This window comes from Arthrobacter sp. Cza30 (assembly GCF_059090765.1).
Genome location: NZ_JBNHGA010000005.1, coordinates 19588 through 31953 on the forward strand (window position 1 = coordinate 19588; position 12366 = coordinate 31953).

Sequence of the window (12366 nt, forward strand, 5' to 3'; positions counted from 1 at the left end):
TAGCAACCTCTGATCAGTCCGGCAGTGTTGCCCCGGCCAGGAAGGCCGCCAGCAGGGCATGGCCGCGGTCCGTGTCCTGCGGGCGGTGGTGCCCGCCGGCGTGGCGGTGGACGGCGCCGGTCGCGGCCAGGTATTCGGCGACTTCCTCGTACAGCGGTTCCCAGCCGCCGGTGACCACCAGGGTGGGCAGCCCGGGGACGATGTGCAGCGGCGCCTGCCAGGGCGGCGCCTGCAGGCGGACCCGCATCGCCTGTGCCCGGTCCGCCGCGGTGGCCAGCGGCAGCGCTTCGGCCCCGACCACCAGCCGGACGAAGGCGCGCTGGTATTCCTCGTCGGTCAGCTCCCGCCGCGCGTCGAACAACGGCTCCAGCCGTTCACGGTAGGCACGGGTGGCCGGCAGGTCAGCGGTCAGGGACAGGCAGGCGGGTTCGAACAGCGTGAGCGAGTGCACCCTGCCGGGGTGTTCGACCGCGGCCATCATCGCCGCGACGGCACCTTGGGCGTGCGCGACGACGTGGGCACCCGGGCCGAGGTGCCGGCCGACGATCCGGGCGTCCTCGTCGAAGTCGGTCGGCCGGGGTTCTGCCTGCGGGTCGAACCCGTGGCGGCGCAGGAACAGGCAGTCGTAGCGTCCGGCCAGGCGGTGCTGGCGCGGCCAGGCGGCGGCCCCGAAGCTGTCGGTGCCGTGGACAAAGACCACCCGCTCTCCGCTGCCACTGACTGCCATGGGAGAAATACTAAACGCCGGAACCCACGGTTCCCTTGGAGTCGCCCGCGGCCTCCGTCGCCCAGACGTGGGGCGCCAGTTCTCGTTCCGGGACGCGCAGCTGTCCTGTCCGCAGCTGCTGCCCGTGGCGCAGTTCAACCACGGTGAGCAGTTCGTGGGCCCGGAGCCCCGCGGCCAGCTGGGCCGATTGCGCCGGGTCCAGGACGGCTTCGGCCTGCTCGACGGGCAGGAAGACCGCCTGTCCCCCGGCACCGGCGGCGAGTTCACCGCCGTCGTACGTTCCGCCGTCGTACACGAAGGTGATGGCTTCTGCGGCTTCGCCGTCCAGCGGCTGGTAATCCAGGACGAGGATGCGCCCGGGCGGTACGAGCAGGGAGGACTCGGCGAGCACCCGGGCAGCGGCCGCCCGCGGGTCTTCGCCGGGCCGGACCGGCGCCGCGGGCAGCCGGGGCCCGCCGGGATTATCCAGCAGCACCACGGAGCCGCCGACACTGCGCACGATCACCGCGACGGTGTCCCGCCGCATTCCGGGCTGGCCGTCGTCGTCGCCGCGTGCCTGCTCTGCCACAAAACTCCTTCGCTGCGCTGCCGCCGTCGCGGTCGGTGCGGCCGGTTGTCGCCGGGCGAATGCCGCCCGTGCCGAGGAGCCACGTAATCCGCCGGTCCGTGTCCCCCGTTGAAACGATTCGACAACCAGCTTACCTTCCGGCGCGGGGCAAGTGCCCCGCCGACGCAGGGCAGGCCCCCCGTCGGCGCAGGCAAGCGCCTCGCCGCCCATCGAAAGCTCCCCCGTCGGCGACGGCAGGCGCCCCGCGGGTGCCGGGGTCCCTCGCCGGCGCACGGAAAATGCCCCGCCGGAAACGACAGGGCACTTACCTGCAGCGATACAGCCTTCGCGGTAGGCCTTCGCGACTACAGCTTCGCTGCTACTTGCCGAGGAACTTCTCGAAGCCCTTGGGCAGGTTCAGCGCCGACGGGTCGAAGTCCTGCCCGTCCTGCGGGACGCCGAAGGCACTTCCGGCGGGAACGGAGGCCTTGTTCTTCCGGCGTTCCTCGGCCTCGCGCAGCTCCTGTGCCGCCTTCGCCGGGTTGCCGGAGCGGGCCTTCTTCTTGCCCTTGGCGGTTTGCTGCTTCTTCCGGGCGCCACCGAAGCCGCCCGGCCCGGCCACGCCCGGCATGCCCGGGATGCCACCGCCCTGCGCCATCTTCTTCATCATCTTCTGGGCCTGGCCGAAGCGCTCCAGCAGGCCGTTGACCTCGGACACGTGCACGCCGGAGCCCTTGGCGATGCGGGCGCGGCGGGAGCCGTTGATGATCTTCGGGGCAACGCGCTCGTGCGGGGTCATCGACCGGACGATGGCCTCCACGCGGTCGATTTCCCGTTCATCGAAGTTCTCCAGCTGCTGGCGCATGTTGGCGGCGCCAGGCATCATCATGAGCATCTTCTTCATCGAGCCCATTTTGCGGATCTGCTGCATTTGGGCGAGGAAGTCGTCCAGGGTGAAGTCTTCCTGGTCGGCGAACTTCTGCGCCATCCGCTCGGCTTCGCCCTTGTCCCAGGACTTCTCCGCCTGCTCGATCAGGGTGAGCATGTCGCCCATGTCCAGGATGCGGTTGGCCATCCGGTCCGGGTGGAAGATCTCGAAGTCGTCCAGGTTTTCGCCGGTGGAGGCGAACATCACCGGCTTGCCGGTCACCGACGCGACGGAGAGCGCCGCGCCGCCGCGGGCATCGCCGTCGAGCTTGGAGAGCACCACGCCGGTGAAATTGACGCCTTCGTTGAAGGCCTGCGCCGTGTTGACCGCGTCCTGGCCGATCATCGCGTCTATCACGAAGAGGACTTCGTCCGGGTTGACGGCGGCGCGGATGTCAGCTGCCTGCTGCATCATCTCGGCGTCGACGCCCAACCGTCCGGCGGTGTCCACGATGACGACGTCGTACAGCTTTTGCCGCGCCTCGGCCACGCCGTCGCGGGCCACGGCCACCGGATCGCCGGTAACGGCGTCGAACTCGGACTGCACGCCGGGGTGCGGGGCGTAGACCGGCACGCCGGCGCGCTGGCCGTTGACCTGGAGCTGTGTCACGGCATTGGGGCGCTGCAGGTCGGCGGCCACCAACAGCGGGCTGTGGCCCTGGCCCTTGAGCCACTTGGACAGCTTGCCCGCCAGGGTGGTCTTGCCGGCACCCTGCAGGCCGGCGAGCATGATCACCGTCGGCGGGGTCTTGGCCAGTTTGATGCGCCGGGTCTCGCCACCGAGGATGTTGACCAGCTCGTCGTTGACGATCTTGACGACCTGCTGGGCCGGGTTCAGCGCCGCGGAGACCTCTTCGCTGAGCGCGCGTTCCTTCACGTGGGCCGCGAACTCGCGCACCACGGGCACCGCGACGTCGGCGTCGAGCAGGGCTCGCCGGATTTCGCGTACGGTGGCGTCGACGTCGGCCTCGGACAGCCGTCCCTTGCCGCGCAGATTCTTGAAGGTTGAGGCCAACCGGTCAGAGAGTGAATTGAACACGCGCCGTGTCTACTTTCGTCGATCTGGTTCACAGTCCCCGGGCCGCGCCGGAGTTCAGCACTTAAGGGTATCAACTGGCGGTGCCGGCAGTCGCGCCATCGCGACGAGGCGGCCGCCGGCTCGTATTGCGTTGAGGAACCGCGGTAAGGAGGAACGCCGGTGGGTTCCGTACGTCGCACGTCCCATGCACCGTTCCCCCTGCGGTACAGCCGTGGCAAGGTGGGAACGTGAGCGCTGAACAGACCCAGACACAGGAAAAGACCCAGCCCGAGGACGTGTCCGCCACCGCTGCCGACGGGCCGCTGCAGATCCGGACGTTGCTGATCCTGGGGGCTTCCGGCGATCTGACCGGCCGGCTGCTGCTGCCCGGGCTGGGCAAATTGATTGCGCAAGGCAGGACCAGCGGGTTGAAAGTGGTGGGCGCCGGCTCGGATGACTGGGACGAGGGCAGGTGGCAGGAACGCGTCCGCGGCGCCTTTGATTCCTGCGCGGTGAACGCTAACGACGACGGACGGCGGCAACTGCTCGACGTCCAGGAAAACACCCGGTACCACTCGGTGGACGTGACGTCGGAGGGTGCACTGGCGGACTTGCTGGCCTCTTTAGATGGCCCGGTGGCCGTGTTCTTTGCCCTGCCGCCCGCGGTCAGCCAGAAAGCCTGCGAGATGCTCCGGCCCGAGGACGTGCCGGAGGGAACCCGGCTGGTGTTGGAAAAGCCGTTTGGCTTCAGCCGTGAATCGGCCGCATCGCTGAACAAGACGCTGTTGAAGCTGGTGCCGGAGGACCATATCCACCGGGTGGACCACTTCCTGGGCAAGGCAACGGTCTTTAACATCCTCGGCCTGCGCTTCGCCAACCGCCTGCTGGAGCCGCTGCTCAGCAATGAACATGTGGCGAAAGTCGAGATCTTCTACGATGAGTCGCTGGCTTTGGAGGGTCGTGCCCGTTACTACGACGGGGCCGGCGCGCTGCGTGACATGATTCAAAGCCACTTGCTGCAGGTGATGGCGCTGACCGCCCTGAACGCCCCGGCCACCATCAAGGAGCGGGACCTGCGCGACCATATCGGCAGCGTCCTGCGCGCGAGCAGCGTCAGCCCGGATTTCGCCAAGAGCACGCGGCGTGCCCGCTACACCGCCGGCAGGATCGGCGACCGCGACATTCCGGACTACGCCGCCGAACCGGGCGTGGACCCAGCCAAGAAGACCGAAACCTTGGCCGAGGTTGAAGTCTCGATCAACAACTCCCGGTGGTCCGGTGTGCCGTTCATCCTCCGCTCGGGCAAGGCTTTGGGCAAGCCGCAGAAGGAAGTGATCATCACCTTCAAACCGGTCAACCACCTGCCAACGGGCTTCAAGGGCATCGACGCCCCGACGCGGCTGCGGATTGGGCTCGGCCCGGAAACCCTCCAACTGGAGATCGATGTGAACGGCCCGGGCGACATCTTCACGTTGGACCGGGCGGTCATGAGCGCCGACCTGCACTCGGCCGACCTGCTGCCCTACGGCGAAGTGTTGGAAGGCGTGCTGCGTGGCGACCCGCTCCTGTCCGTCCGCGGGGACACCGCCGAGGAGTGCTGGCGGATAGTCGAGCCCGTGCTGAAGGCCTGGGAGAAAGACGAAGTGCCGCTGGAAGAATACGAAGCGGGCAGCAACGGTCCGTCCGGCTGGGATACTTCCCGAAGCGACAGACCGCTCCCCTGACGGGTATCTAGACCAACCAGCTATCCAGAACGGTGGCGGGTGTCTAGAACGGCGGCGGGGCGTTGTCCCATGGGCCGTCCGTGTCTCCATCGCCGCCGCCGGTGTCGCCACCGTCGCCACCGTCGCCGGTGTCGCGCGTGTCGCCCGTGTCGTCCCGGGGACTGTCGGCCCCGTTGCCCGGGCTTTCCGTGGCTTCTTCTCCCCCGGGTGCCGAGGGGAGCGTGAGTGTCCACCCTTCGTCGGGGGTGGTGGTGTGGGTGTGGCCGGAGCGGGTGGTGAAGTGGAGGGTCCCGTCGGGGTATTGGGTGACGGTTCCGCCGCCGTTGTGTTTGGTTTTGTGCCCGGGTTTGCACCTGGCGCTGAGATTTTCCAGGACTGTTTGGCCGCCGTCTTCCCATGCGATCGTATGGTCGATCTCGCATTGGTCCGCAGGGACGGTGCAACCGAAGTCCCGGCAGTGCCGGTCGCGAAGCCGGACGAGGCGTTTGAGCCATTCAGGCGGGTGGCAAGTCCTTGGCGACGGCGGCTGCCTTGCCATAGTCATCGGTTAGCACGATCAACCAGGACTTGGCCAGCACGGCAAGGTCGCGGGTCATGTCGGGCGGGATGGGTCCATACCCGGTCAGGTCACCGGGTTCTCCGGAAAGCCGCAGCAAGGTTGCAAGGGGCGCGGTCACGGCGACGGACGCGGTCACGTTCCCGGCACCGCAGGTACAGCGCCCCTGCCGTGCCGTTGCGGTGGCCGCGGTGTTCCGGGCGGTGTCCGCCGCAACTTCCGGGTCTGGGATCTCGGGGCCGGTTTCTTTGGTGGTGCCCGGTAGGGTCCCGGCGGCTGTGTCGCCGGCGGCGGTTCCGCTGGCGGTGGCTGTGGCTGGGGCGGGCTGGTAGGCGTGGCCGGGGTAGCGCAGGAGCATGTCGGTGAACACGTCGGCGCGGAGTTGGCCCAGCGTGCGGGTTTCGTCAACGGTTTGGAGTTTGCGGGCGTGGGCCTGCATCAGTTTGTAGGCGAGCAGGGCTTTGTCGGCGCTGGTGCGGATGTAGAGTTCGGCCATCCCGTCGTCCTGGGGCTGGTAGTGGACGGTGCGGCGTTCCATCGCGGCCCGGTGCCGGGTCTCGAGGGGTTCGGGGTGTAGCCGGTCGCGGACGGTGCGTGCCCGGGCCTGGACGGATTCCAGGGTGATGGTCCCGGCGCCGGGAACAACGCGGGCTTCGTAGCCGGCCAGGACCTCGGGCGGCAGGTCGGCGCCTTTGCGGGCGATGGCGGTGGCGCGGGGCAGGTCGAGGTCGCCGTTGTCGAGGGCGGCGAGGGTGGCGGGCAGGCAGGTGGCGATCTGGTGTGCGTCGGCCAGTTCCGCGGCAGCGCGTTGGCGGGGCAGGGCCAGGATGGGTGCGAGCTCGTTCGCGGCGTGCCGGCAGATCCCGTCCGGTGCCCCGGCGTCGGGCCCTGTGGCCGGGCGGAGTACCACCAGGCGGTGCACGGCCCGCAGCCGGCGGGACTGGGTCCAGGCCTCGTGTTTGCGCACCGCCTGGAGGTAATCGAGGGTCGACCAGTCGTCCAGGGCCGCGGGGTCGGTGCCGGCGAGCAGGCCGGCCAGTTCCGCCGGTCCCAAGTCCTGCCAATCGTCCGCCCAGCCCCGCGGCACCGGTACCGGCTCGGCGGAACCATCCTCGGGCGCGGCACCGTCGTCGGGCGCGGCAGGGGTGCCGGAGGATTCCTCCGGCTCCTGCGCCTCGTCGAACGGTTCCGCTGCCATACTTCAACGCTACGCAGCCCACGCCCCGGGTAGAACGGGTCTTCGAGGAAAGTGCATATCTGCCCTCGACACCTGCCTGTGGAGGACAACTCAGCAGGCGGACGGCTGAACGCGGAGCCGACGAATGTGTCAGGAGGGGAAACCGGCCCACCTTAACCGAAGAAACCGCGGCACCGCCATCGACACCTGCCTGTGCAGGACAACTCAGCAGGGCGAACGGCTGAACGCGGAGCACCCACCCATAGGAAGACCCGGTTGCTCCGGATGCCGCAGGGGCGGCCGGAACAACCGGGTCGTGGGAATCAGCCGAAGGTTCCCGTCCTAGATGGCAGCCTCGCCGCGTTCGCCGGTGCGGACGCGGACCGCTTCCTGCACATCCACCAGCCAGACCTTGCCGTCACCCGCGCGGCCGGTGTTGGCCGTGGCCACGAGGACGTCGACGATGTCGTCGGCCAGGTCGTCCCCCACCAGGACCTCAACGCGGACCTTGGGCAGCAGGTCCACCGTGTATTCGGCGCCGCGGTAAACCTCCGTGTGGCCGCGCTGCCGCCCGTACCCGCTGGCCTCACTCACGGTCAGCCCTTGGACTCCGTAGCTTTCCAAGCTGTTGCGGACTGCCTCCAGCTTTTCGGGCCGGATGATTGCGGTGACCAGTTTCATGCGTTGACCTCTTCCTTGATCGTGCTGCGGGCGCTGGGGTCGGTTGCCGGGTGCGGGATGAATGTTCCCCCGGTGCCCAGGCCGCCGAATTCGTAGGCGGATTCGGCGTGCTGGGCGAGGTCCACGCCAGCGACCTCATCCTCTGCGGTCACCCGGAAGCCAAGGGTCTTGTGGATGGCCAAGCCGATGATCAGGGTCAGCACCCCGCAGAACACCATGGAGACCACCGCCGCCACGGCCTGCGCCCCGAGTTGGGCGACGCCGCCGCCGTAGAAGAGGCCGCCTCCTGCACCCTCGACCGGCAGGGCGATGAAGCCCAGGGCCAGCGTTCCGACCAGGCCGGCCACCAGGTGGACGCCCACCACATCCAGCGAGTCGTCGTAGCCCAGCCTGTACTTCAGCCCCACCGCCAGCGCGGCCAGCACTCCGGCCACCAGGCCCAGGCCGACCGCCCCCAGGGGGGAAACGTTGGCGCAGGCCGGGGTGATGGCAACCAGCCCCGCGACCACGCCCGAAGCCGCCCCGAGGGACGTGGGACGGCCGTCGCGGAGACGCTCGGTCACCAGCCAGCCCACGATGGCGGCTGCCGGGGCGGCCATCGTGTTGACCCAGATCAGGCCGGCTTCCTCCGCCGTGCCCGCCGCTCCCCCGTTGAATCCGAACCAGCCGAACCACAGCATCGCGGCGCCGATCATCACCAGCGGGATGTTGTGCGGGCGCTGTGCCGGGTCCTTGCCGAAGCCTTTGCGCTTGCCCAGAATCAGGGCCAGGACCAGGCCTGCCACGCCGGCATTAATGTGCACCACCGTGCCGCCGGCGAAATCGATCGCCTCTCCGGCCCAGGCGCCGATGGCTCCCTCGGCCCCCAGCAATCCGCCGCCCCAGACCATGAAGGCCAGCGGGCAGTAGACCAGCGTGACCCAGACCGGCACGAAGACCGCCCAGGCGCTGAATTTTGCCCGGTCGGCGATGGCGCCGGAGATGAGTGCCACCGTGATGATTGCGAACGTGGCACCGTAGCCGGCGCTGATCAGGTCGCCGGTGTTAAGCAGCCCTTCCAGGCCGAACGCGGCGAACGGATTGCCGAAGAGCTGGGCCACGCCCTCGCCCCCGCTCATCGAGTAACCCCACAACACCCAGACCACCGCCACCAGTGCGACGGCGGAAAAGCTCATCATCATCATGTTCAGGGCCGATTTGGCCCGCGTCATTCCGCCGTAGAAGAATGCCAGTCCCGGCGTCATGAGCAGCACCAAGGCCGCCGAAATCATTACCCAGACGTGACCTGCCGACAGATCCATGTTTCACGTCCCCTCGTTCGTTGGCGGGTGAATTCCCACCGATGAACCAAGACTGACGACGGCGTGTTTCGGCCAGCCGGGCGCTTCATTGCGGCCGCGTTACAAGAAACGCCCGCAGGTAAAACCGGCTTTTCCGGCGTGTTTCGGCATTGTTTCGGCCCGAGGCACTGAGAGCCGCATAGAGGACGACGGCGGTGTGCGGCCCGGCGGTGGCACCGAGCCGGCGCGCGGGTCGGGCTACGCTGGTTGGCATGCCTGACTTCCGCCGCACGGCGCGCCCGTTCCGCCTGCCCGGCCTCCAGCGTCCGGGCAAGCCGGCGCCGACTCCGATCCCGCGCGACATCAAGGTCCTCGTCGCCGCGGCGTTCGTCATCGCGTTGGGGTACGGGCTGGTTGCGCCGGTCCTGCCGCAGTTCGCCGCGAGTTTCGACGTCGGTGTCGCGGCCGCCAGCATCATCGTCAGCGTGTTTGCCCTCGCCCGGCTGGTCTTCGCGCCCGCGGGCGGCGCGCTGGTGGGCCGCTGGGGTGAGCGCCGGGTCTATCTCACCGGGCTGCTGATCGTCGCCGCTTCGACCGGGGCCTGCGCGCTGGCCCAGGACTACTGGCAGCTGCTGATCTTCCGGGGTTTGGGCGGCCTCGGATCGACCATGTTCACGGTGTCGGCCATGGGGCTGATCCTGCGGCTGGCCCCGCCGGACGGCCGCGGCCGGGTCTCCAGCCTGTATGCCGGCACGTTCCTGATGGGCGGCATCCTCGGCCCGGTGGCCGGCGGCCTGCTGGCCGGATTCGGGCTGCGGATGCCCTTCGTGGTCTACGCGCTCGCGCTGCTGGTGGCGGCCGCCGTCGTCGCGGTCATGCTCAAGAAGCCCGCCGCCCGGACCGGCGACGACGCGCACGCGCCCGTGCCGATGGACCTGCGCGAGGCACTCTCGGACCCGGGTTACCGTGCCGCCGTCGTGTCCGCCTTCGCCAACGGCTGGGCCACGTTCGGGGTCCGCATGGCGCTGATTCCGCTCTTCGCCGCTGCCGTGCTGGGCGCGGGCCCGGAGACCGCCGGGCTGGCGTTGGCTGTCTTCGCGGTCGGCAATGCGCTGGCGCTGACGTTCTCCGGCCGCCTCTCGGACACCGCCGGGCGCCGCCCCCTGGTGATAGCCGGGCTGACCGTCGCCGGGCTGGCGATCGCTGCCATCGGTTTCACCGAATCCGTGCCGGCGTTCGTGGCGGCCTCGGTCATCGCCGGCTTCGGGTCCGGGCTGCTGGGGCCGGCACAACAGGCCGCCGTCGCGGACATCATCGGCAATGACCGCAGCGGCGGCAAGGTTCTGGCCGTCTTCCAGATGGGCACCGACGCGGGGGCGATCATCGGACCGGTGCTGGCCGGCGCGCTGGCCGACCGGCTCAACTACGCCTGGGCCTTCGGCACCACCGGAGCCATCATGCTGGGCGCCGCACTGCTCTGGCTGCTCTTCGGCCGCGAGACGCTGGTGAAGCCCCTCGAGGAGCCGGCCAAGGGCTGACGCCGGACGGCGGGTGGTCGGTCCCCAGCGGTTTCCGGGGCCGGCGAGGCGGCCCCGGGAACCGCCGCGCGGACGGCCCGGCTGGCGCTAGTTCAGCAGCGCGTCCACGAAGTCCTCGGTCTCGAACGGAGCCAGGTCGTCGGCGCCTTCGCCCAGGCCCACCAGTTTGACGGGGACGCCGAGGCTGCGCTGGATGGCGACGACGATGCCGCCCTTGGCGGTGCCGTCCAGCTTGGTCAGCACGATGCCGGTGATGTTGACGACGTCCGCGAACACCTTGGCCTGGTTCAGGCCGTTCTGGCCGGTGGTCGCGTCAAGCACCAGCAGCACCTCGTCCACGGTGGCCTGCTTCTCGATCACGCGCTTGACCTTGCCCAGTTCGTCCATCAGGCCGACCTTGTTCTGCAGGCGCCCGGCGGTATCCACCATCACCACATCGACTTCCTGCTCGATGCCGGCCTTCACCGCCTCGAAGGCGACGGACGCCGGGTCCGCGCCATCGACGTCGGACTTCACGGTGGGCACGCCCACGCGCGATCCCCAGGTGGCCAGCTGCTCGGCCGCGGCCGCACGGAACGTATCCGCGGCGCCGAGGATCACGTCCTTGTCTTCGGCCACCAGCACGCGGGCCAGCTTGCCCACCGTGGTGGTCTTTCCGACGCCGTTGACGCCCACCACCATCATCACCGCGGGGCGGTCGGCATGGCGCATCACGGCCAGCGAGCGGTCCATGGACGGGTCCACCAGCTTGATCAGTTCCTCGCGCAGCATGGCCTTGACCTGCTCCGGGCTGCGGCTGCCCTCCACCTTCACCCGGTCCTTGAGCGCGTCCACCAGCTCCATGGTGGGCTCGGTGCCCAGGTCGGCCAGCAGGAGCGTCTCTTCGATCTCGTCCCAGACGTCGTCGTCGATCTTGTCGCTGGCCAGCAGCGCCAGGAGCCCCTTGCCGAGGGCGTTGTTGGACTTGACCAGCCGGGCGCGCAGCCGGGACAGCCGGCCCTGCACCGGCGCCGGCGTCTCCACCGGGATGGTCTCCAGCGCGGCGGCGTCCTCCGGAATTTCGACGTCGGCCGGCGGCAGTTCCTCCTCCGTCGGTGCGCCGAGGGGCGGTGCCGGGGCCGTCTGTCCGCGGGGCGCTTCCAGCGTGCCGGTACCGCCCCCGGTCGGCGGCATGGCCGGGTCGTTCGCGTCCCGGGTGGTGGTGTACGTGCCGGGCGGGGTCCTGCGGCCCCGCAGCAGCAGCGTTGCCACCAAACCGATGACGACAATGGCGATAACTACGTAAATGATGATCATGGTTGCGTCCACGGTTCCTAGCCTAGCCGCTGAGCGTTCCGCGTCACGGGTCGGGCGGCGCGGCCGGACAACGACGTTCCAAGGCCCGGCGCAGCGACTGTACGATCAACGCATGAAGCCGTTCCTGCTGCTGGCCACGCGCGCCGAAGACACCGCAGCCGATGACGAGTACGCGGCCTTCGCCCGTTTTGGCGGCCTGGAACCGGGCCAGTTGCAGCGCGTGCGGCTGGAGGCCGGACCGATGCCGGCCATCGATCTGGACGATTACAGCGGGATCATCCTCGGCGGCAGCCCGTACACCTCCAGCGACGACGACGCGTTCAAGTCCGCCGCCCAGCTGCGCGTCGAGGCCGAGCTGGAGCAGCTGTTGGACACCGTCGTCGCCCACGATTTCCCGTTTTTGGGAGCCTGCTACGGCGTCGGCACCTTGGGCCGGTACGGCGGAGGCGTGGTGGACCGGCGGTACGGCGAGCCGATCGGGGAGGCGCAGATCATGCTGACCGACGACGGCGCCGCCGATCCCCTGCTCGCCGGCCTGCCCCGGGAGTTCGGCGCCTTCGTCGGGCACAAGGAAGCCTGCTCCGTGCTGCCCGCGGGCGCGGTCCGCCTGGCCGGGTCCGCGCACTGCCCCAACCAGATGTTCCGGCTGCAGGAAAACCTCTACGCCACCCAGTTCCACGCCGAACTGGACGTCGACGGCCTGCTGACCCGGATCTGGATCTACCGCGACGCCGGCTATTTCCCGCCGGACCAAGCCGATGCCGTCATGGAACGGGTGCGCGGACGCACCGTGACGATCCCGCAGCGGATACTTCGCAACTTCGTCACCCGCTACGCCACCGACTGACACAGCACCAACCGCACACCCACCGCACCCCACCGGAACGAGGAGCCG

Annotated in this window: 11 protein-coding genes; 3 read left to right on the top strand and 8 right to left on the bottom strand. The window is 69.3% G+C overall.

Annotated elements, in window-relative coordinates:
* Positions 1–13: 13 nt before the first annotated feature.
* The 3 genes from AC5RVZ_RS17395 to ffh form a co-directional block, all read right to left on the bottom strand.
* Positions 14–727 (bottom strand): alpha/beta hydrolase, encoded by a 714-nt coding sequence (locus AC5RVZ_RS17395; RefSeq protein ID WP_494067032.1) that lies wholly within the window; start codon positions 725–727, stop codon positions 14–16.
* Positions 728–737: 10 nt separating this feature from the next.
* Entirely contained in the window at positions 738–1295 is a 558-nt protein-coding gene (locus AC5RVZ_RS17400) for an NUDIX hydrolase (protein WP_494067033.1), read from the bottom strand.
* 358 nt (positions 1296–1653) lie between these two features.
* Positions 1654–3240, bottom strand: coding sequence for a signal recognition particle protein (gene ffh / locus AC5RVZ_RS17405; protein WP_494012310.1), 1587 nt, complete (start codon positions 3238–3240; stop codon positions 1654–1656).
* Between the two features lie 308 nt (positions 3241–3548).
* Between ffh and AC5RVZ_RS17410 the strand changes: the two genes are divergently transcribed.
* Positions 3549–4943 carry a glucose-6-phosphate dehydrogenase gene (locus AC5RVZ_RS17410; protein WP_494067547.1) on the top strand — a complete coding sequence of 465 codons (1395 nt, stop codon included), beginning with the start codon at positions 3549–3551 and terminating at the stop codon, positions 4941–4943.
* A 43-nt stretch (positions 4944–4986) separates the two neighbouring features.
* On the opposite strand, the gene AC5RVZ_RS17415 is transcribed toward AC5RVZ_RS17410, so the two are convergent.
* The 4 genes from AC5RVZ_RS17415 to AC5RVZ_RS17430 form a co-directional block, all read right to left on the bottom strand.
* Positions 4987–5487, bottom strand: a complete 501-nt coding sequence (locus tag AC5RVZ_RS17415; protein ID WP_494067034.1) for an HNH endonuclease signature motif containing protein — start codon at positions 5485–5487, stop codon at positions 4987–4989.
* A complete protein-coding gene (locus AC5RVZ_RS17420) occupies positions 5438–6697 on the bottom strand; it encodes a DUF222 domain-containing protein (protein ID WP_494067035.1) in 1260 nt (419 codons plus the stop codon). Before AC5RVZ_RS17420 ends, AC5RVZ_RS17415 begins: the two co-directional genes overlap by 50 nt.
* Positions 6698–7018: 321 nt before the next feature.
* Positions 7019–7357 carry a P-II family nitrogen regulator gene (locus tag AC5RVZ_RS17425; RefSeq protein ID WP_493999973.1) on the bottom strand — a complete coding sequence of 113 codons (339 nt, stop codon included), beginning with the start codon at positions 7355–7357 and terminating at the stop codon, positions 7019–7021.
* The gene (locus AC5RVZ_RS17430; protein ID WP_494067036.1) at positions 7354–8658 is read right to left on the bottom strand and encodes an ammonium transporter; all 1305 of its coding nucleotides are present in this window, start codon (positions 8656–8658) and stop codon (positions 7354–7356) included. Before AC5RVZ_RS17430 ends, AC5RVZ_RS17425 begins: the two co-directional genes overlap by 4 nt.
* A 251-nt stretch (positions 8659–8909) precedes the next feature.
* Between AC5RVZ_RS17430 and AC5RVZ_RS17435 the strand changes: the two genes are divergently transcribed.
* On the top strand, positions 8910–10175 hold the full coding sequence (locus AC5RVZ_RS17435; protein WP_494067037.1) for an MFS transporter: 1266 nt from the start codon (positions 8910–8912) through the stop codon (positions 10173–10175).
* Between the two features lie 87 nt (positions 10176–10262).
* Here the strand turns inward: AC5RVZ_RS17435 and ftsY are convergent, their stop codons facing one another.
* On the bottom strand, positions 10263–11471 hold the full coding sequence (gene ftsY / locus AC5RVZ_RS17440) for a signal recognition particle-docking protein FtsY (RefSeq protein WP_494012982.1): 1209 nt from the start codon (positions 11469–11471) through the stop codon (positions 10263–10265).
* A gap of 112 nt (positions 11472–11583) precedes the next feature.
* Between ftsY and AC5RVZ_RS17445 the strand changes: the two genes are divergently transcribed.
* Positions 11584–12318 carry a glutamine amidotransferase gene (locus AC5RVZ_RS17445; protein WP_494067038.1) on the top strand — a complete coding sequence of 245 codons (735 nt, stop codon included), beginning with the start codon at positions 11584–11586 and terminating at the stop codon, positions 12316–12318.
* The last annotated feature ends 48 nt before the right edge of the window (positions 12319–12366 follow it).

What these genes read in the sequence shown, in the direction of transcription:
- AC5RVZ_RS17445 (WP_494067038.1), top strand. Translation starts at nt 11,584, where the DNA reads ATGAAGCCGTTCCTGCTGCTGGCCACGCGCGCCGAAGACACCGCAGCC.
- AC5RVZ_RS17435 (WP_494067037.1), top strand. Translation starts at nt 8,910, where the DNA reads ATGCCTGACTTCCGCCGCACGGCGCGCCCGTTCCGCCTGCCCGGCCTC.
- AC5RVZ_RS17420 (WP_494067035.1), bottom strand. Translation starts at nt 6,697, where the DNA reads ATGGCAGCGGAACCGTTCGACGAGGCGCAGGAGCCGGAGGAATCCTCC.
- AC5RVZ_RS17415 (WP_494067034.1), bottom strand. Translation starts at nt 5,487, where the DNA reads ATGACTATGGCAAGGCAGCCGCCGTCGCCAAGGACTTGCCACCCGCCT.
- AC5RVZ_RS17430 (WP_494067036.1), bottom strand. Translation starts at nt 8,658, where the DNA reads ATGGATCTGTCGGCAGGTCACGTCTGGGTAATGATTTCGGCGGCCTTG.
- AC5RVZ_RS17425 (WP_493999973.1), bottom strand. Translation starts at nt 7,357, where the DNA reads ATGAAACTGGTCACCGCAATCATCCGGCCCGAAAAGCTGGAGGCAGTC.
- AC5RVZ_RS17395 (WP_494067032.1), bottom strand. Translation starts at nt 727, where the DNA reads ATGGCAGTCAGTGGCAGCGGAGAGCGGGTGGTCTTTGTCCACGGCACC.
- ftsY (WP_494012982.1), bottom strand. Translation starts at nt 11,471, where the DNA reads ATGATCATCATTTACGTAGTTATCGCCATTGTCGTCATCGGTTTGGTG.